The sequence below is a fragment of the Caballeronia temeraria genome (assembly GCF_001544795.2).
Classification (GTDB): domain Bacteria; phylum Pseudomonadota; class Gammaproteobacteria; order Burkholderiales; family Burkholderiaceae; genus Caballeronia; species Caballeronia temeraria.
Genome location: NZ_FCOI02000016.1, coordinates 143,331 through 162,864 on the forward strand (window position 1 = coordinate 143,331; position 19,534 = coordinate 162,864).

At 64.7% G+C, this 19,534-nt stretch carries 17 protein-coding genes; 8 read left to right on the plus strand and 9 right to left on the minus strand.

Annotation, left to right across the window (positions count from 1 at the left end; all coding sequences use genetic code 11):
- Positions 1-13 precede the first annotated feature (13 nt).
- The gene (locus AWB76_RS22845; RefSeq protein ID WP_061162409.1) at positions 14-4,387 is read left to right on the plus strand and encodes an Lhr family helicase; all 4,374 of its coding nucleotides are present in this window, start codon (positions 14-16) and stop codon (positions 4,385-4,387) included.
- Between the two features lie 36 nt (positions 4,388-4,423).
- Here the strand turns inward: AWB76_RS22845 and AWB76_RS42215 are convergent, their stop codons facing one another.
- A complete protein-coding gene (locus tag AWB76_RS42215) occupies positions 4,424-4,987 on the minus strand; it encodes a hypothetical protein (protein ID WP_244173421.1) in 564 nt (187 codons plus the stop codon).
- 113 nt (positions 4,988-5,100) lie between these two features.
- On the opposite strand from AWB76_RS42215, the gene AWB76_RS22860 reads away from it, so the two are divergent.
- Positions 5,101-7,251 carry a serine/threonine protein kinase gene (locus AWB76_RS22860; RefSeq protein WP_061162412.1) on the plus strand — a complete coding sequence of 717 codons (2,151 nt, stop codon included), beginning with the start codon at positions 5,101-5,103 and terminating at the stop codon, positions 7,249-7,251.
- Positions 7,252-7,258: 7 nt separating this feature from the next.
- Here AWB76_RS22860 and AWB76_RS22865 read toward each other — a convergent pair whose 3' ends face one another.
- Both AWB76_RS22865 and phaP read right to left on the minus strand, forming a co-directional pair.
- On the minus strand, positions 7,259-8,071 hold the full coding sequence (locus AWB76_RS22865) for a class I SAM-dependent methyltransferase (RefSeq protein ID WP_061162413.1): 813 nt from the start codon (positions 8,069-8,071) through the stop codon (positions 7,259-7,261).
- A gap of 72 nt (positions 8,072-8,143) precedes the next feature.
- Positions 8,144-8,566, minus strand: coding sequence for a phasin family protein (phaP, locus tag AWB76_RS22870; RefSeq protein WP_061162414.1), 423 nt, complete (start codon positions 8,564-8,566; stop codon positions 8,144-8,146).
- Between the two features lie 325 nt (positions 8,567-8,891).
- Here phaP and AWB76_RS22875 point away from each other — a divergent pair, with 325 nt between their 5' ends.
- Complete coding sequence (locus AWB76_RS22875) at positions 8,892-9,083, plus strand: DUF2964 family protein (protein WP_061162441.1); 192 nt, start codon at positions 8,892-8,894, stop codon at positions 9,081-9,083.
- A gap of 16 nt (positions 9,084-9,099) precedes the next feature.
- Here the strand turns inward: AWB76_RS22875 and AWB76_RS22880 are convergent, their stop codons facing one another.
- From AWB76_RS22880 to AWB76_RS22890, 3 genes are all read right to left on the minus strand, one after another.
- A complete protein-coding gene (locus AWB76_RS22880) occupies positions 9,100-9,474 on the minus strand; it encodes a DUF3564 family protein (RefSeq protein ID WP_061162442.1) in 375 nt (124 codons plus the stop codon).
- A gap of 573 nt (positions 9,475-10,047) precedes the next feature.
- Positions 10,048-10,767, minus strand: coding sequence for a Crp/Fnr family transcriptional regulator (locus AWB76_RS22885; RefSeq protein WP_061162415.1), 720 nt, complete (start codon positions 10,765-10,767; stop codon positions 10,048-10,050).
- Positions 10,768-10,843: 76 nt separating this feature from the next.
- Positions 10,844-11,497 carry a glutathione S-transferase family protein gene (locus tag AWB76_RS22890; protein WP_061162443.1) on the minus strand — a complete coding sequence of 218 codons (654 nt, stop codon included), beginning with the start codon at positions 11,495-11,497 and terminating at the stop codon, positions 10,844-10,846.
- A gap of 223 nt (positions 11,498-11,720) precedes the next feature.
- Between AWB76_RS22890 and AWB76_RS22895 the strand changes: the two genes are divergently transcribed.
- On the plus strand, positions 11,721-13,115 hold the full coding sequence (locus tag AWB76_RS22895; RefSeq protein ID WP_061162416.1) for a polyhydroxyalkanoate depolymerase: 1,395 nt from the start codon (positions 11,721-11,723) through the stop codon (positions 13,113-13,115).
- A 2-nt stretch (positions 13,116-13,117) separates the two neighbouring features.
- On the opposite strand, the gene AWB76_RS22900 is transcribed toward AWB76_RS22895, so the two are convergent.
- From AWB76_RS22900 to AWB76_RS22910, 3 genes are read right to left on the minus strand one after another with little or no spacing between them, the layout of a single operon-like run.
- Positions 13,118-14,452, minus strand: a complete 1,335-nt coding sequence (locus AWB76_RS22900) for an ATP-binding protein (protein WP_061162417.1) — start codon at positions 14,450-14,452, stop codon at positions 13,118-13,120.
- Positions 14,449-15,162 carry a response regulator gene (locus AWB76_RS22905; RefSeq protein WP_061162418.1) on the minus strand — a complete coding sequence of 238 codons (714 nt, stop codon included), beginning with the start codon at positions 15,160-15,162 and terminating at the stop codon, positions 14,449-14,451. The genes AWB76_RS22900 and AWB76_RS22905 overlap by 4 nt, the downstream gene beginning before the upstream one ends.
- Before the next feature lie 11 nt (positions 15,163-15,173).
- Positions 15,174-15,476: an EF-hand domain-containing protein gene (locus AWB76_RS22910; protein ID WP_061162419.1), complete on the minus strand. Its 303-nt coding sequence runs from the start codon at positions 15,474-15,476 to the stop codon at positions 15,174-15,176.
- A 277-nt stretch (positions 15,477-15,753) separates the two neighbouring features.
- Between AWB76_RS22910 and AWB76_RS22915 the strand changes: the two genes are divergently transcribed.
- The 4 genes from AWB76_RS22915 to AWB76_RS43060 form a co-directional block, all read left to right on the plus strand.
- Positions 15,754-16,107 (plus strand): hypothetical protein, encoded by a 354-nt coding sequence (locus AWB76_RS22915; RefSeq protein WP_063936378.1) that lies wholly within the window; start codon positions 15,754-15,756, stop codon positions 16,105-16,107.
- A gap of 31 nt (positions 16,108-16,138) precedes the next feature.
- Positions 16,139-16,531 carry a DUF3303 domain-containing protein gene (locus AWB76_RS22920; protein WP_341845302.1) on the plus strand — a complete coding sequence of 131 codons (393 nt, stop codon included), beginning with the start codon at positions 16,139-16,141 and terminating at the stop codon, positions 16,529-16,531.
- Between the two features lie 177 nt (positions 16,532-16,708).
- Positions 16,709-17,545, plus strand: a complete 837-nt coding sequence (locus AWB76_RS22925; protein WP_061162422.1) for a 3-oxoadipate:acetyl-CoA acetyltransferase — start codon at positions 16,709-16,711, stop codon at positions 17,543-17,545.
- Between the two features lie 565 nt (positions 17,546-18,110).
- A partial coding sequence (locus AWB76_RS43060; RefSeq protein ID WP_374729943.1) for an ESPR-type extended signal peptide-containing protein occupies positions 18,111-19,534 on the plus strand: 1,424 nt, incomplete at its 3' end.

Below are 19,534 nucleotides of genomic sequence, written 5' to 3' on the forward strand. Positions count from 1 at the left end.
ATAGAATGTCCGAATGATCCGAAAATCCGATTCCACGGCCGATCCGCTTCACGGCTTTCATCCCGCCGTCGCCGGCTGGTTCCGCTCGCGCTTTTCCGCGCCGACCGCCGCGCAGGCGCGCGCGTGGCCGCTCGTGCACGCGCGCCGCTCGACGCTCGTCGCCGCGCCGACGGGCTCGGGCAAGACGCTCACCGCGTTTCTCGCGGCCATCGACGAACTGGTGCGCGATGGCATCGCATGCGGCGGGGCGCTGCCGGACGAGACGCGCGTCGTCTATGTGTCGCCGCTGAAGGCGCTGTCGAACGACATTCACGTGAATCTGGAAGAACCGCTCGCGGGTATCGCGCAGACCCTGCGCGAATCCGGCGTCGCCGCGCCAAAGATTCGCGCGGCCGTGCGCACCGGCGACACGACGCAGCAAGAGCGCAATGCGGTCAGAAAGCGCCCGCCGCACATCCTCGTGACGACGCCGGAATCGCTCTATGTGCTGCTGTCGTCCGATTCGGGCCGCGCGATGCTGTCGAGCACGCGCACCGTGATCGTCGACGAAATCCATGCGGTCGCGGGCAGCAAGCGCGGCTCGCATCTGAGCCTGTCGCTCGCGCGGCTCGACGCGCTGTGCGAGGAAGCGGGCGGGCAGCGTCCGGTGCGCGTGGGTTTATCGGCGACGCAAAAGCCGATCGAGCTCGTCGCGAAGTTTCTCGTCGGTGAAAGCGAGCCGGGCGAAATCGTCGATGTCGGCCACGTCCGCGCGCGCGATCTCGCGCTCGACATTCCGCCGACGCCGCTCGAAGCGATCATGTCCAACGACACGTGGGAGCGCGTGTACGACCGTCTCGCGGAACTCGCCGGGCAGCATCGCACGACGCTCGTGTTCGTCAACACGCGCCGCATGGCCGAGCGCGCGGCGCGGCATCTGACCGAGCGGCTCGGCAAGGAAGCCGTCGCCGCGCATCACGGCAGTCTCGCGCGGGAGCATCGGCTGGAGGCGGAGCAGCGGCTCAAGCGCGGCGAATTGCGCGTGCTGATCGCGACCGCTTCGCTGGAGCTCGGCATCGATATCGGCGATGTCGATCTCGTCTGCCAGATCGGCTCGCCCGGTTCGATCGGCGCGTTCTTGCAGCGTGTCGGACGCTCGGGGCATCACGTCGGCGGCGTGCCGAAAGGCCGGCTTTTTCCGACGTCGCGCGACGATCTGATCGAATGCACGGCGCTCCTCGACTGCGTGCGGCGCGGCGAACTCGATGCGCTGACAATTCCGCACGCGCCGCTCGACGTGCTCGCGCAGCAGATCACCGCCGAAGTCGCGTGCCGCGAGTGGGGCGAGGACGAGCTTTTCGCGCGCATCACGCGGGCCTATCCGTATGCGACGCTCGACCGCGCGCATTACGAGGCCGTGCTGCGCACGCTCGCGGAAGGCTATACCGGGCGGCAGGGCGTGCGCGCGGCGTATGTGCATCGCGACGCGGTCTCGCGCACGCTGCGCGGCCGGCGCGGCGGCAAGCTGACGGCGGTGACCTCGGGCGGCGCGATTCCCGACAACGCCGATTTCGCCGTGATCCTCGAGCCGCAGGGCTTGCAGATCGGCACGGTGAACGAGGATTTCGCCGTCGAAAGCCTTGCGGGCGATATCTTCCAGCTCGGCAACACGTCGTACCGGATCGTGCGTGTGGAGGGCGGGCGCGTGCGCGTCGAGAACGCGAACGGCCAGCCGCCGAACATCCCGTTCTGGCTCGGCGAAGCGCCGGGCCGCAGCGACGAGCTTTCGCACGCCATCGCGCGGCTGCGCAATGAGATCGATGCAAGGCTCGCGCAAGGCACCGTCGATGAAACCGTGGCGTGGCTCGCGCAAGCGACGAGCATCGATGGCGAAGCGGCGCGGCAGATCGTCGACTATCTGGCGCGTTCGCGCGCTGCTCTGACCGTGCTGCCGACGCAGGACACGCTCGTTATGGAGCGTTTCTTCGACGAATCCGGCGGCACGCAACTGGTCATTCACGCGCCGTTCGGCAGCCGCGTGAATCGCGCGTGGGGGCTCGCGTTGCGCAAGCGCTTCTGCCGCACGTTCAACTTCGAGCTGCAGGCGGCGGCCACCGAGGACGCCATCGTGCTGTCGCTGACGGGTAGCCACAGCTTCGCGCTCGATGACGTCTGGCGCTATCTGAAATCCGCGACAGCCGAGCACGTACTGATTCAGGCAGTGCTCGACGCGCCGCTCTTCGGCGTGCGCTGGCGCTGGAACGCGACCAACGCGCTCGCGCTGCCGCGCTACACCGGCGGGCGCAAGGTCGCGCCGCAACTGCAGCGCATGAAGAGCGAGGATCTGCTCGCGGCGGTGTTTCCGGATCAGGTCGCGTGCGCGGAGAACATCGCGGGCGAACGCGAGGTGCCGGCGCATCCGCTCGTCGAGCAGACCATCGACGATTGCCTGCACGACGCGATGGACGCCGACGCATGGCTCGCGCTTCTTCGACGCATCGAAACGGGCGATGTCCGGCTCGTCACGCGCGAGTTGCCGGCGCCGTCGCCGCTCGCGGCCGAGATTCTGTCGGCGCGGCCGTACGCATTCCTCGACGATGCGCCGCTCGAAGAACGCCGCACGCAGGCCGTGCTCGCGCGACGCTGGAGCGATCCGCAATCCGCGGACGATCTCGGCGCGCTCGATCCCGAAGCCATCGCGAGCGTGCGCGAGGAAGCGTGGCCCGAGGTCACGAGCGCCGATGAAATGCACGAGGCGCTGTCGATGCTCGCCTGCATCGCCGATGCCGAAGCCCAGCGCAATCCGCAATGGATCGCGTGGCTCGACGCGCTCGCGCACTCGGGCCGCGCGACGCGCCTGCAGATCGCGGAGCACGACGCGCTGTGGACGCCCGTCGAACGTCTCGCGTGCGTGCGCGCCGTCTACGTGCACGCGCCGATGCATCCGCCGCTGACGCCGCCGCCCGGTTTCGACGATGCCTGGGCGCCCGACGATGCGCTCGTCGAAATCGTGCGCGCGCGGCTGTCCGGGTTCGGGCCGCTGAGCGTGCCGGAGATCGCGCGGCCGCTCGCGTTGCCGGCATCGGCGATCGCGCTCGCGTTGACGCGGCTCGAAGCGCAAGGCTACGTGATGCGCGGCCGGTTCACGCCGGGCGCAGAGGCCGACGAGTGGTGCGAGCGGCATCTGCTCGCGCGGATTCATCGCTATACGGTGCGGCGGCTGCGTCGCGAGATCGAGCCGGTCGAGCGCCAGGATTTCATGCGCTTTCTGCTCGAATGGCAGCGCGTCGCACCCGATTCACATGGCGCGGGCCGCGACGCGCTCGGCGCCGTGCTCGAACAGCTCGAAGGATTCGAGGCGCCCGCCGTCGCGTGGGAGGAAGAGATTCTGCCGGCGCGCATCGCGGATTATTCCGGGATGTGGCTCGACGATCTGTGCCGCGCCGGCAAGCTCGTGTGGACGCGTCCGGCGGGACGGTCGCGCGCGTCGGGCGGCCCGGTGCGCGGCACGCCGATCGTGCTGCTGCCACGCCGTCATCTGGATGCGTGGAACGCGCTCATGCGCCCCGGCGACGCGCCGCAGCTTTCATCGCGCGCCGAACGCGTGTTCGATGCCCTGAACGCGCACGGCGCGATGTTCTTCGACGAACTGCTCTCCGACGCGCGTCTCCTGCGCACCGAGCTCGAAGACGCGCTTGGCGAACTGGTGGCGCTCGGACTCGTCAACGCCGACAGCTTCGCGGGCCTGCGCGCGCTGCTCGCGCCCGCGGCGAAGCGCAACGCGTTCGCGCGGCGTCCGAGACGCGGCGGTCTGTTCATCGGCGGAATGGACGATGCGGGGCGCTGGGCGCTCCTGCGCCGCGCAAAGCCCGACGACGCGCGCGAAGACGGCGATCTCGAACACGTCGCGATGACGCTCTTGCGGCGTTATGGCGTCGTGTTCTGGCGTCTGCTGGAGCGCGAGGCCGAGTGGCTGCCGCCGTGGCGCGATCTGCTGCGTGTTTATCATCGGCTGGAAGCGCGCGGCGAGATTCGCGGCGGGCGGTTCGTCGCCGGGCTCGCGGGTGAGCAATTCGCGCTGCCCGAAGCCGTGCCGCTGCTGCGCGACATGCGCAAGCGCCCGAAGGACGGCGCATTCGTGGCGCTCTCGGCGGTCGATCCGCTCAATCTGGTCGGCACCTTGCTGCCGGGAGAAAAAGTGCCGGCGCTCGCGGGCAATCGCGTGCTGTATCGCGACGGCGTGCCGGTCGGCGCGGTGATCGCGGGCAAGACGCGTTATTTCGGCGATGTCGACGCAGAAGGGCGCGAGCGCATGCGTCTCGCGCTCGTCAAGCGCACGGCGCGTTCGCTGGGCACGCCGGCAATCGGAAGCGGGATGACGGGCACGGGCATACCGGTGCGCCATTGATGCAGCGAGGGACGCGATCCCTCGCTGCGATCGACATTATTTCTTCGTGACGATCTTGGTGGTGAACGGTCCGGTCTGCGCGGCGGGCACGTCCTTCACGGGCACGCCGGGATAGTCGACGACACGGTTTCCGCTCGACGCCGGCCGGATGCGAAACAACGGCCGCACGCCATCGCGCGCGCCGCCGACGATCGTATGCATCGCCTGCCGGTCGAGTTCGACGCTGTCGGCGAGATCCCTGATTTTGATGACGGGCATGGATGCTTCCTCCAGAGTGGGGAGTCGCAATCGAGTATAGACAATACGTGCCGGACGCACCGGAGCGACTCGCTGATCCGGTGCGCCGTTCACCGGTTGTGAAACGCCGATGACGCTTGTGAACGCCAATGGCGGCAAAAGGCGCATGCCTTCTGCCGCAAAGGACGATCGCGTAAAGCGAGGCGAATCGCGTGCCAATGGCGAGCGAAACACGCAAGGGCTTGATTTGCTGATGCTTTTCGCCATCTCGCACACTCCAGCGCCGCGCATATCGGCGCTGCCGCGCCAACACTCGTCATCGTTGTGTCGGTCTCCGAACGACATGTGCGCGATGCCGCTCATGATCGAAAACGCCATTTGCGAAAGCGCCATGTGAAGGCTAGTATCGAACGAGAACCGGGGTTTTGTTACGACAAGTAGCAGTTGATCGATTGGAGCCGCGTCGCGTCGCACAGATGACAAGTTTTGCGCAAGCGATTCGTACATATCGGGGCGACGGCGGGTCGCGCGACGAGTTCTTTGCTGGAGTGGACGGCGCACTGGCGACCGAGCAGACTCCGCCGAAGCAACTCATGGACATCCTCGACGAGGAGCACGCGGCACGACCGTTGCCGCCCGACATTTACGCGGCCATCCGCCGCCGCATCGAGCATGCGGCACGCATGCGCCCCGAAGCCGATTCCCCCACCGGACCCGCGAGCCGCGACGAAACGCGGCTGCAGACCTCGCCAGGCTTCGCGCCGCCGCCATCGCGCGATCCGAGCAGCGGCACCGGCAGCCAGGCCACGCAGGTCATGGTCGATCACGACCAGCCGATGAAGGGCGTCGGCGACACGCTCAACAGCCGTTTCGTGCTGGAAGAGTGTCTGGGCATCGGCGGGATGGGAACGGTGTACAAGGCGCTCGATCTGCGCAAGCTCGAAGCGTCGGATCGACGGCCGTATGTCGCGATCAAGGTGCTCAATCTCCAGTTCCGCGGCAATCCGAAATCGCTGATCGCGTTGCAGCGCGAGGCGCGCAAGGCGCAGCAGCTCGCGCATCGGAACATCGTCACGGTCTACGATTTCGATCGCGATGGTCAGGTCGTCTATCTGACGATGGAATATCTGTCCGGCCAGCCGATGTCGCGCTTGCTTCGGAACCCGAATTTCAAGGGCATGCCGTTCGCCGAGGTCTTCCCGATCCTGAAGGGCATGGCCAACGCGCTCGCCTATGCCCATGAACGCGGCTTCGTGCACTGCGACTTCAAGCCCGCGAACGTGTTTCTGACCGATACGTCGGAAGTGAAGGTGATCGATTTCGGCATCTCGCGCGTGATCCAGCGGCCCGAGGAAGAGACCGAGGCGACCGTCTTCGATCCCGGCAGTCTCGGCGCGCTCACGCCCGCCTACGCGAGCCCGGAAATGCTGGAGCATCGCGAGCCCGATCCGCGCGACGATATCTACGCGCTCGGCTGCATCACGTACGAATTGCTGACGGGCAAGCACCCGTTCGAGCGCGTGCCCGCGCTGCAGGCGAAAAGCGCGGGCATGAAGCCGCAGCGACCCGAGCATCTCGGCAACAAGCAGTGGAAAGCGCTGAAGGCCGCCCTCGCGTTCGAGCGCGAGGCGAGGACGCCGAGCGTCACGCAATTTTTCGAAGAGATCGGCGAGGATCATGCGCCGTCGCCGCCGGGCAAGGCGAAGAAGCGCGGTGGGCCGAAACTCGCGATCGGCGCGGCGGCGGTCGCGGTGGTGCTCGTCGCGGGCGCGGGATACTACTTCTACGATCAGTCGAAAGGCGGCGAAGAGTCCGCGCGCGTCGCGCCGTCAGTTCCGTCGGCTCCGTCCGATGAAAGCGCGTCGGGCGCGGTCACGCCGCATGCGCCAACGAACGCTGCGCCGGCACCCACCGTGGCGGTCACGCCCGCCGTGCCCGCGACGCCCATTCCCGAACTCACGATGGCCGCCGTCACGCCCGTGCTCGCGAGCGTGCCGTGCTCGGCGCTCGTCGCATCGGTGCACGATCAGACCGTCGACGTACAGGGCTTCGTGTCGCAGAAGTACGGTCTCGCGAAACTGAAGGAAGCGCTCGGCCGCGTGCCCGGCGTGAAGACGACAAACTTCGGCGTGCAGCAGGTCGCCGACGACAAGTGCGATCTGCTCAAGGTGTACGGCCCGTTCTGGACGGCCAACCGGCAGACGGGCAGGCCGGCGTCGGTGCATACCCGCTCGCGCGCGACGCGCCTGACCGAAGGCGATCCGCTCATCATCGATCTGATGACGCCAGGGTTCGAGTCCTACGTCAACGTCGACTATTTCATGCTCGATGGCAGCGTCGTGCATCTCGTGCCCAACACGCGTTCGCGCGACAACCAGGCGCCTGCGAACTACACGGCGACCATCGGTACGATGGGCGACTGGGTCGTCGGCAAGCCGTTCGGTTCGGAGATGATCGTGCTGACGGTCACGCCCGCGCCGCTCTTCGACTCGGCGCGCCCCGACAGCGAGGCGAAGCCCGAATATCTGCGCGCCGTCGAGAAACGGCTCTCCGCGCTCGCGGGCAAGTACGGCCGCGACCGCGTGGCCGTCGATATCTTCCAGATCACGACGCAGGCGAAGAAGTAACGCACGCTCAGGGTTTCGTCGCGCAAGCGAGCACGCAAGGCATCGGCAGAAGCAGTTCGCCGTGTTGCGCGTACGTTTTCACGCGCGTGCGCACTTCCTGCTCGATCGCGGCAAGCGCGCTCTTCGACTGCGCGCGCAATATCGCCGCCATGCGCACGCCGCCGTGCATCAATCCGTCGAGCGGCGTTTCGGGCAGCACGAGATGCCACGTTTGCTCGACTTCATCGGCGCGTGCATCGATGAAGCCCGCTTCGGTCAGCACGCGCACGCATTCCGCTGGATCGCCGAAGCGAAAAAAGGGCGGCGCGGGCGGCAGTCCGATATCGAGCGTGCCGTGCAGCCGTACAGCATCGAGCACCATGCCGAAACCGACCGCGCGTTCGGGCATCGCCCACGCGGTGAACGCGATGCGCCCGCGCCGGCGCAGCACGCGCGCCGCTTCGTCGAGCGCGCGTTCCGGCTCCGGAAAATGCAGCATGCCGAAGTTGATGCCGACAGCGTCGAAGCTTTCGTCGCCGAACGGCAAATGCTCGGCGTCCGCGTGCTCGAACTCGATCTCGGGATGAAGCTGACGGGCATGCGCGATCATCGACGCGGAAAAGTCGACGGCCGTCGCGGTCGCGCCGCGCTCGATGGCCGCCGCGGCGAGATTGCCGGGCCCGGCGGCGACATCGAGCATGCGGATGCCGGGACCGACCGCCAGCGCATCGAGCAGCGCGGGATGCGACTGGACGGTCAGCCTGCCGAAATAGTCCTCGTACGACGGGACGACGTGCTCCCAGCCGTTCCTTTCGAACGCCGCGAATTCATCGAATTGCATGACGCACCTCCGCTCGCCGCACCCAGCGGCTCGTCGTTGCCGGAGGCCGGGCCTCGTCAGGACCGCGCGAGGCTAGGTCTTGGGCTTCTCCATCGAAGCTTTGAGCTCGTTCAGGGCGTCTTCCATGCGTTTGCTGACGAGCGCATAGGCTTCGGCCTGAGTCTGCTGGGTCGTGCGCGCGATGTCCTGCATGTCCGCGAGCGCGTTGTGCAGCGCGCGTTGCACGACTTCATTGGCGTTGAAGGGCGGCTGGGTCGACGTAGTGGCGAATTGTTTGGCGATGGATTCCAGATCGCCCAAGGTCCGGCGCAGGATTTCGAGTTGTTTGTCGCGCAGCGCTTCCATGCCGCCGAACGCGACGCGATTGGTCGCCGCGAGCGCTTCCACGTCCTTGCGCCGCGATTCCATGATCGCGGTGACGTCGAACCCGGGAAGCTGGTACTGCTGGAACATGGCTGCAAACTGGCTGAACGGATCGCTGAAATTTTGATTCATCGTGCCTCCCCAGGGTTCTGTCGGTCGAATGCGAGCCACTCTTGCGGGCAAGGGCGAGGATGGCCCGGGCAGCATGCGCCGTGTGCGCGAACGATCATGCCGACGCGCAGCCAGCACCTGATACTACCAATATAAGCCGTGGATTTGGGGCAAGGGAAAACACCAGAACGAGCGGTTTCGCCGCGGTGGCCGTTCGAGGTTGATGCAGGTCAAATCGTGCCGCGCCGCGCAAACGACCATGAGATCATGGCGGCGCAACATCGGCACATTGGCGTGCCGCGACCGCGCAGAAGGCCGACGCCGCCCGGACGGTCGGGAGAAGATCATGATCAGGGGTGAAGGGCGCATCGTCGCGGCCTTGGGCGCCGTATTCGTGACGCTGGGCGGCATCGATGCGGCGCTGCGCGGGCTCCTCTTCGACGAAACCGCCGTGATGTACTACGGCGTGCTCGCGATACTCATCGGGGCTGCGTCGTTCGTCGTGATGCTCACACCGTTGCCGAGCGACGAGCCCTGACGTTTCTTCGTGCCGATCAGATTCGCTCTTCGCCGGCGAATACGCCGTGCTCCGCCTTGATCTGTTCGCGATCGATACACTGCACGTGCCAGCGTCCGGTGCTCTTCAAGCCGGCGCCGTCCGCATACCACAGCACGCGTCCCGCGAGACCTTCGCACGGGCCGTCCGGCGCGTCGACATCGAGACGCTCCAGCACGCAGATCGGCTCGCCGACCTGCTGGCCGCAAATCGTCGTGCCGTTCGATCCGGATTGCAGACCGCCCCAGTCCGGCACTTCCACTGACTGATGGCCCTCGCGCGACCATCGGCGGGTTTCCTTGTCGAGCCACAGGATGGCGTAGGCCGCCGATTGCGCGCCTTCGAAGCCATCCAGCTTGACCGTGATACGCATGTCATCCTCCATGAAACGATTTCGATGGACGAGACGCTCGGCACTTTCGCCGGCCATGAGCGTCATCGGTTGAATGGCGGCTTGCACCGCGCGTATTGTTAAGGCGTTGCGACGCGATCCCGGGACCGCGGTGAAAGGTTCGAACCGTGCGCGACGAAGAAGTTTAATCGCGCCGCATGTAATGGGTTCCATCGGCGATGCGCTCGTAAAGCAAAGCTTCGACCTGCGAAATTCCCGCACCGCAGCAACCACAATATCCGAGCCATTCAAGCAAGACCGATGCCGACATGTGCCTCCGACACATGTTCGCCTCGTGACTGCATGATTGCAGTTTAGTACGACAATCTGACGCTTCAGCGACAAGGCGCGGAGGCAAATCGCCGCATGGCTGCGCAGTTCGTCGGCGATGAACGCGCCGCACCATCGGAAGACGTTACGTAGCATCGACGCTCGCCGATCGTGCATGGGCGCACCACACCGGCTTTGCGCGCTCCACGGCGTCGCGCGGGCGTACATCGATAGCCGGTGTCAGAGGCAGGCTGCGCTGCACTGCAATATCGAAAACGGCTAGCTTCATTGATGCTCGAGCATCGAACGATCGACGATGCGCACCTGCCGCCCATTCAGTCCGATCGCGCCTTCGCGCTGGAGCTTTGAGAGCGTGCGGCTCACGGTTTCGAGTTCGAGCCCGAGATAGCTGCCGATATCCGCGCGCGTCATCGGCAGAAGCAGTGCGATGGCATGTTCGCCCGCCGGTGTCGCGCCCGCTTCGAGACGTTCGGCGAAATCCAGCAGGAACGCGGCGACGCGTTCGCGCGCCGGCATCGTGCCGAGCATCAGCGCGAGACGCGACGCGCGCACGATTTCCGCGCTCATGATCGCGAGCAGTTCGTGCTGCATCGCGGCGTACTCGCGGCACAAAGGCTCGAGTATGCCTACCGGCATGATGCGCACGACACTCGGTTCGAGCGCGACGGCATCGCTCTCGTGGCGGTTCGTGCAGACGCCGTCGAGACCGAGCGTTTCATTCGCGAAGTGAAAGCCCGTGACCTGCGTATGCGGGGCGCTGTCGTCGTCGGTGCTGGGAAACGTCGCGACCGTCTTGAAGCAGCCGCTTTGCACCGTATAGAGGCTGCGCAGCGGCTCGCCCGCGCAATACAGCGCGTCGCCGCGCTCGACGGTGCGGGTCGGAAACGGGATGGCGTCGGCATCCGAGAAGCGCACGTGAAGCGTTGGCGCACCGTTGTGCGCCGCGCGCCGGGCTGCGGCTCCTGCATCGACCGAAGGTTCCATTGCGGTTTCCCCCTACGGATCAGTATGGTTCACGAATGGAGGAAAGGAAAATTCAGCCGTCTCGCGCCAAGGGTCTTCAGAATTCGACGTCCAGTTCGTCGATTTCTTCGGCTTCCTGTTGCGCATCGGCGATCCACTGACGCATCTCGGGCATCGCGAGGATGCGTTCGCCGTACGCGACGATATCGGCATCGAGCTTCACGTCGTAAGTGACGAAGCGCGTGACGACGGGCGCGAACATCGCATCCGCGCACGTTCGTTCGCCGAACAGATACGGACCGCCGTATTGCGCGAGACACTCGTGCCAGATCGTCACGATGCGTTCGATGTCGGTCTGCGCGCGCGCCCACACCTTGAAGCCGGGAAAGTGCGCCTTGAGGTTCATCGGCAGGGCGGAGCGCAGCGCGGCGAAGCCCGAATGCATCTCGCCGCAGATGGCGCGGCAATGCGCACGCTCGGCGCGTTCGGCCGGGAGCAGGCCGGCGTCGGGGCGCACTTCGTTCAAATATTCCGCGATGGCGAGTGTGTCCCAGATCTTGATGCCATCATGAAAGAGACACGGCACGAGTATCGATGGCGACAGCAGAAGCAGTTCCGCGCGCGCGCCGGGATCGTCGGCGGGCATCACGACTTCGTCAAATGGCAGTCCGCTGAACTTCGTGATCAGCCAGCCGCGCAGCGACCAGGACGAATAGTTCTTGCTGCTGATGGTGAGCGTGGCGTTCGCCATGAGTCGTTCCTCGCGCGTCGTGCACCAAGACGGATCGGGCGCGGTGCATTCAGGCACCGAAGCGCGGCAAAACGCGCCCGTGGATGGCATCGGTGCAAAGCCTATGCCAATCGTGCGGCTGTATAAAGGGCAGCTTCATGCGCTATCTGGCGATCGATTGGCATAGGTATTGCCTTCTTTCGGAGCTTTATATCGATGCGCGCGCGGCCCGCGTGCAAGAGAGATGAATCCGTTCGCCTACGCGGGCTATCAGGCCTGGTCCGATTCGATGCTGCCTTTTCGTCACGCCGCCGCGCTCGTCGACGGCGCATTGCGTGTCTGGAAAGAGATGGGCGAGACGCCGCAGGGCCGGGCGCTCGCGGCGCTGTGCGAGCAGATCGAGCTCGCGGGGCTCACGCACGCGCGGCCGGCGTTCGATATCGCGCCAGTGGAGGTGGAAGGCAAAACGGTGCGCGTCGTGGAGGAAGTCGCCGCATCGACGCCATTCTGCGATCTGCTCCATTTCCGCAAGGACGATGCGTCCATCGCGCAGCCGCGCGTGCTCGTGATCGCGCCGATGTCCGGCCACTTCGCGACGCTCCTGCGCGGCACCGTGCAGACGATGCTCGTCGATCACGACGTCTATATCACCGACTGGCGCAATCCGCGCGATGTCTCGCTGATGCACGGCCGCTTCGGCTTCGACGAATACGTGCATCACATCATCGATTTCATCGAAACGATCGGGCCGGGCGCGCATCTGCTCGCCGTGTGCCAGCCAACGGTCGCGGCGCTGTCGGCCGTCGCGCTGATGGCCGAGGACCGGCATCCCGCCGAGCCGGCGAGCATGACGCTGATGGCCGGTCCCATCGACACGCGCGTGAACCCGACGCGCGTGAACGAGCTCGCGAGGAGCAAGCCGATCGACTGGTTCGAGCGCAATCTGATCAGCATGGTGCCGTTCGGTTTCGCGGGCGCAATGCGGCGCGTCTATCCCGGTTTCGTGCAACTGGGCGCGTTCATGTCGATGAACCTTGCGCGGCACATCGAATCGTTCGAGGAGATGCATCATCAGCGCGCGAAAGGCGATCCCGCGAAGGCGGACGCGATCCGCGTTTTCTACGAGGAATACTTCGCGACGATGGATCTCACGGCGGAGTTCTATCTGGAAACCGTCGATACGGTGTTTCAGCGGCACGCGTTGCCGCTGAAACAGCTCGAAGTGCGCGGCCGCAAGGTCGATCCGTCGGCGATCCGGCGCACCGCGCTCTTTACGGTCGAAGGCGAACGCGACGATATCTGCGCCGTCGGCCAGACGCTCGCCGCGCAGGATTTGTGCGACAAGCTGCGGCCGTATCTGAAGGCGCATCACGTGCAGACGGGCGTGGGGCACTACGGCGTGTTCAACGGCAAGCGTTGGGAGCGGCAGATTTATCCGCGCATCCGCGCATTGATCCACGACAACGAACCGAGTCCCGCCGGCGTGAACGCGCGCGCCCAGCCGATGGTGCCCTTGCAGGCGATCGCGCCGCTCGCGCGCGAATCGACGGTCGCCGAGGAGCAGGCGCAAGTCGCGAATCAGGGCGAAGGCAAGCACACGATTGCCGATCCCGCCGACGACGCCCACGCCACCGAATAGCGCTAATCGCCAAGCGGCAACACGATGCGCGACTCCGCGCCGCCGCCTTCGCGGGCGCGCAGCTCGAGCGTCCCGCCGTGCAGCCGCGCGATGCGCTCGACGATCGCGAGACCGAGGCCCGTGCCTTTCGGCTGGCCTTCGCCGCCGCCGCGCTTGAACGGCTGCTTGAGCGCTTCGGGGTCCTGCCCGCCGAGTCCTTTGCCGCGATCCGCGATGACAACGCACGCGGTATGGGTCTCGCGATCGGTCCACGTGCGCACTTCCAGCCCGACGACGCCGTACAGCACCGCGTTCTGCATCAGGTTCATGAGCATGCGCATCATGCTGATCGGGCGGAAGGCAAAGGGCTCGATAGGCCCGAGATCGAGCGCGAACTCGTGTCCGAGTCCGGCGAAATCGGCGGCGAGATTGGCGATCAGCGCGTTGAGATCGCCGACGACCGGCGTTTCCTTCGCGCCGCTGCCCGCGTAATCCATGAACTGCTGAAGAATCGTGTCGATGGTGTCGAGATAGCCTTCCGCCGACGCCGCGAAGGCCGAATCCGTCGATGGCACGGAGGACATCGCCATCGCGAGGCGCAGCTTGGTCATCGGCGTGCGGATGTCGTGCGAGATGCCCGCGAGCATCAGCGCGCGCGTGGCGTCGGCCTCCTTCAGCGCGGCCGTCATGCGGTTGAAGGCGCCGCTGACTTGAGCGATTTCGGTCGGGCCGTCGGTCGGCAGAATGCCCGGCTCGCCGCCAGCGGAAACGAGCCGCGCGGCATCGGCGAGATGCGCGAGCGGACGGTTCAGATGGCGCTGGATCAGGTAAGCCGTCGCGAACGCGAGCGCGCCGAGTCCGACGGAAAGCAGAAGGGCGGTCACGAGGCCGTCGTCGTGCGCGGCTTCAGGCACCGGCAGCGCCAGCCAGCGCGGCTCGCCCGCCAGATGCGCGCGAATCCACAAGCGCTGCTGGCCGTCGTCGGCTGCGTCGCCGCCTTGCCAGCGCACGAGCATGTCGGCGGGCAAATGGTTGCGCAGGCTCTGGACGAAGGTCCGGCGCTGATACGTTTGATAGAAGCGCAGGCGCGAACCCGGCGCCGTGTCGCGCACGCCGGCGGGCAGCTCGGCGCGCAGGTCGAGATTCAGGGCGACGCTCTGCGCGGCTTCGGGCGGCGTCGTCTGCAGGAGCGTGTCGAGCGTGACGATATAGCTCGCGAAAGTCGCCGCCGCGCGCTCGATGCGCGGCGTCTGGATGAAGTGCAGCAGCACGGTGATCGCGCAAATCTGGCTCACCGCGACGAGCGCGACGAGCAGCAGGATATTGCGCGCGAAGAGCGACCGCGGCACGACGCTCACGATTCGATTTCGGCGAGCAGCATGTAGCCGACGCCCCAGACGGTCTTGATAAAACGCGGCTTGCCGGGATCTTCCTCGACGATCTGACGCAGCCGCAGCACCTGGACGTCGATGCTGCGGTCGAGCGCGTCGTGATCGCGGCCGCGCGTGCGGGCGATGAGGTTGTCGCGGCTCACCGCGCGGTTCGGCGACGATCCGAGCGCGGCCAGCAACTGCATCTGCGCGGAGTGCATCTCGAACGGCTCGCCGTTGCGATAGAGCTTCTGTTTGGCGAGATCGAAGCGAAAATCGCCGAAGCGGATGATTTGTTGAGTATGTGTCGGATCACCCGCCGCGATCTTCTGGCGGCGCAGCAATGCGCGCACGCGGGCGACGAGCTCTTGCGGCAGGAAGGGCTTGGCGAGGTAATCGTCGGCGCCGGTTTCGAGACCGACGACCTTGTCGACCGGATCGCCTTTGGCGGTGAGCATCAGGATCGGCAGCGTCTGGCCTTCGGCGCGCAGGCGCTTGCAGACCGAAAGCCCGTCCTCGGGCTCCATCATCCAGTCGAGCACGAGCAGATCGTAAGGCTCGCGCTGCAGATAGCGGTCGAGCCGCCTGCCGTTCTCGACGACGCGCACCTCGAAACCCTGCGAACTCAGAAAACGCTGCAACATGTTGCGCAACTCGGCTTCGTCGTCGAGCACGATGATCTTCGGCAGGGTTTCCATGGAGGCTCCGGTCAGCGTTGCGCGGCGTGCTCGTGCAGGAAGGCTTCGATCTGCGGCAAGGTCACGTAGCCGTTTTTCTGCGTGTCGATTTCATCGAAGTGTTTGGCCACCATCGGCATGCCGGTGGACGCCTGTTCGCGCGTGAGCTTGCCGTCGTGCGTGGTGTTGGCGCTCGAGAAGCGCGTCTGCAACTGGGCGAGCGCGTGTTCGACGCGCGGGCTCGCGCCCATCGGCTGCGTGGCGGTTTGCGCGAACGCCGCGCCTGAAACGGCGCACGCCGCGCATGTCGCAAGGATCACAAGCATCTTTCGCATGGCTCTCTCCCTGATTCGATCCGATTGGCTTCGATTGGCTTCGATTGAACGTCGACGGTGATGCCATTCTATTGAGCCGCGCGGCGAACGCAATCTTGGGGATGCTACGAATCATGTCGCCGGATTTCATCGGCGATGCAGCGCGTTTTCGCCGACATGCGGTGACATAACTCATGACTCACGCTTCGGGCGGCGCTTCGTTATCGTTCTCATCGCCGGCAGATCCGTCGCTTCGACGCTGCCGTTTTCACGTCTCACGATGCATGAGGACCTCGTCATGAACTTCCGTTTGATCAGCGTTTCCGCCGTTGCCGCCATCAGCCTGACTTGCGCCAAAACCGCGCTGGCCGGTACGAGCGTGCAGGTTTCCTATGTAGCGCCCGCCGTGGTCTACGCACCGCCGCCGCCGCGTCCCGTGTATTACTACGCGCCGCCGCCGAGGCCGCCGTATTGGTACGTGCCCGTGCGCACGGTGGTCGTCGCGCCGCCCGTCGCCCCCGTGATGGTCGCCGCGCCGCCGCCTCCGCCGCCGCGACCGGCTGTAGTGGTGACACCGTACGGCGTCGCGCCGGCGGTCCGGGTGACCTATGCGCAGCCGGTGCTCGCCGCGCCCGTCGTCGTGCTGCGTTGAACCGAATGCGCGTGCCAAACGCAGCGCTGCGATGCCCGGCCGCCTCCTATACTGGATGAACCGCATCGGCCGGATATGCCGATGCGGCGGCGAGCCCGGCGCGTCGCGCCGTTTCATGGCGTTCCAACAGGAGGATCGAGCCATGCTATTCATCGTCAACTGGACTGCGCAGCCCGAGGCCGAACGACTGGCGGCCGAGCGATTCCTGCAAACCCGCGGCGCCCCGCCCGATGGCATCCATCTGCTGGGCCGCTGGCACGCGATCGGCTCGATCTGGGGCATCGCCGTATGCGAATGCGACACCATCGAGCCGCTCGCACGCTGGGCGCACGAGTGGGCCGATCTGTTCATGTTCGACATCAAGCCGGCCATCACCGACGAACAGGTCGGCAAAATGCTGGCGGAGTACGCGGAGCGGCAGTAGGCGGGGAGGCGGCCCGATTCATCGTACGAACGCGCGGCCGACGCTTAGGGTTTCTGTGGCTTGCAGCGGAACGGAGAATGCCTCACCATTACAAACGTACTAGTTAGTTCAAATTTGAGCGCTATCCGCGATTCCCCGCAAAGTTGCCGCCGGGATGGCGCTGTCAAGGAGCGAAGCGTGACCCAATCCCCTACGAATGAACCCTGCGTCATATCGGTTGCGATCACCGGCTCGGTGCCGCGCAAGAAGGACAATCCCGCCGTGCCGATCACGATCGCCGAGCAGATCGAGAGCACCCACGAGGCCTATGAAGCGGGCGCGACGCTCGTGCATCTGCACGTGCGTGACGAGGATGAAAAGTCGAGCTCGGACCGGCATCGGTTCGCGGAGTTGCAGGAGGGCATCCGCAAGCATTGTCCGGACATCATCATCCAGTTCTCGACGGGCGGGCGCGGCCGTTCGTTCGAGCAGCGCGGCGCGATGCTGGACCTCAAGCCCGACATGGCGTCGCTCGCGACGGGCTCGGTCAATTTTCCGACGATCGTCTATGAGAATCCGCCCGACTTCGTGCGCTCGCTCGCGCAGACGATGCTCGATCACAATGTCAAGCCCGAGATCGAAATCTTCGATCTGGCGATGCTCTATAGCACCGTCGATCTCGTGAATCAGGGCTTGTTGAAGTCGCCCGTTCACGTGCAGTTCGTGCTCGGCGTGAAGAATGCGCTGCCCGCGCGACGCGAGATTCTGGAGTTCGAGGTCGAGCAGTTGAAGAAGAATCTGCCCGATGCGACGTGGACGGCTGCGGGCATCGGGCGTCATCAGCTCGAAGTGAATCACTGGACGCTGCAGTTGGGCGGGCATTGCCGCACGGGGCTGGAAGACAACGTGCGCTGGGACAAGGACACGCTCGCGAAGAGCAACGCGCAACTGGTCAGCCGGGTGGCGTCGTTGTGCGCGGAGTACGGGCGGCCCGTGGCGACGGCGGCGGAGGCGAGGAAGCTGTTGTCGATTTGAATGGTGGCTGTGTGAAGTGGAGCGCGCCGTCGGGAAACCGCGGCGCGCTTTTTTGCGTGCATCGAGGCGGTGGCACGTCTCGGTTGTTCTCTCGGTTCATGCTGCCTTTTAGGAATTTCGATCGTCTGATTTTGAACGCCGAATGCAGGCAATTGATCAATGCCTTTTGGCAATTAAGACTGCATATAAATGCTCAATGGCAGTTATATGCGCGGCGATGGCCGTGTGCTCCTTTGACGAGATCAGCATTGATGCACTAATTTGCCTCATTTTTGAAAAATCGTGTAAAGGAAAGCGGATTTTTCGGAATTCATGAATTGAAAACCTCTCAGTAAAACTTAAGAATCTCGCGGCGATTCTTATTGGTCGATGAAAATTATCGAACGATTGGCATTCGTTACGTTAAGGAATGCGATGCAAAATAGTTTTTGCAGATTCATTCGGTCGTCGCCCATATCGAAGTTCGCATGATCTCACCGTGTCGGAACGGGTGGCCTGTGCTCTGGCCAGTGACCCTCCTGTGCCGCGGCATTGATTTTTAAGCGATTGATCTACGAGGTTTTTAGTGAATAACACGCATAAGGTGGTTTGGAGTCAGGCGCAGGGGGAGTGGGTCGTCGTATCGGAAGTCGCTCGAAGCAGGGGGAAGGGCACGAAGCGATCGGTAGTCCTGGTTGCATCGGCGGTGGCAGGGTTTGCGGGTGGGACTGCGCATGCGATCGATGCGAATAGCTATATAAATGGTGTGTTCGGCCCGAACAATAACTGCTTTTCGTCAACAAGCGGAGGTTCGCAGTCCGGCGCGGTTTGCGACAGCAGTGGCATGACGGGAGCGGGCTTTGTAGCCTTCGATCAGGCGGCCCTGGTGGGAGCCTATGCGCTCGCAACAGACTCCAACACGCTTCGATTCGGGACTGCTGGTGCAGACCAGATAACGATCAGCACAGACCCCAATTCAGGTGTCACGACAATCAACGCGTTCGCACCGGTCAACATGAACCGGAACAAGATCACGGGTTTGCTGAGCGGCTCGGTGAGTACAGGTAGCACAGACGCTATCAACGGTGGCCAGCTTTTCACTGTGTCCAGCTCTATGTCCTCAGGTCTGAGTACGGCTTTGAGCGGAGTGAGTTCGCTTTCGACGGGCATGAGCACGGTGACTTCTAACGTGAGCTCGTTGTCGACGGGCATGAGCACCGTAACGTCCAACGTCAGTTCACTGTCGACGGGCATGAGCACGGTGACGTCCAACGTGAGCTCGTTGTCGACGGGCATGAGCACCGTAACGTCCAACGTGAGCTCGCTGTCGATCGGCATGAGCACCATAACGTCCAATGTGAGTTCGCTGTCGACGGGCATGAGCACCGTAACGTCAAGCGTGAACTCGCTGTCGACGGGTATGAGCACGGTGACATCCAACGTGAGCTCGTTGTCGACCGGCATGAGCACCGTGACGTCCAACGTGAGCTCGTTGTCGACCGGCATGAGCACCGTGACGTCCAACGTCAGTTCGCTGTCGACCGGTATGAGCACCATAACGTCCAATGTGAGCTCACTGTCGACGGGCATGAGCACCGTAACGTCCAGCGTGAACTCGCTGTCGACGGGTATGAGCACCATAACGTCCAACGTGAACTCGCTGTCGACGAATGTGAGCACGGTGACCTCCAGTGTGACTTCGCTGTCGACAGGTCTCGATTCGCTCTCTGCTTCGGCTTCGACGGGGCTGAGCACGGTAACGTCCAGCGTCGATTCTCTCTCGACCGGCTTGAGTACCGTGACGTCCGATGTAAGTTCCCTCTCGACGGGCATGAGCACCGTAACGTCCAGCGTGAACTCGCTGTCGACGGGTATGAGCACCGTAACGTCCAACGTGAACTCGCTGTCGACGAATGTGAGCACGGTGACCTCTAGTGTGACTTCGCTGTCGACGGGTCTCGATTCGCTCTCTGCTTCGGCTTCGACGGGGCTGAGCACGGTAACGTCCAG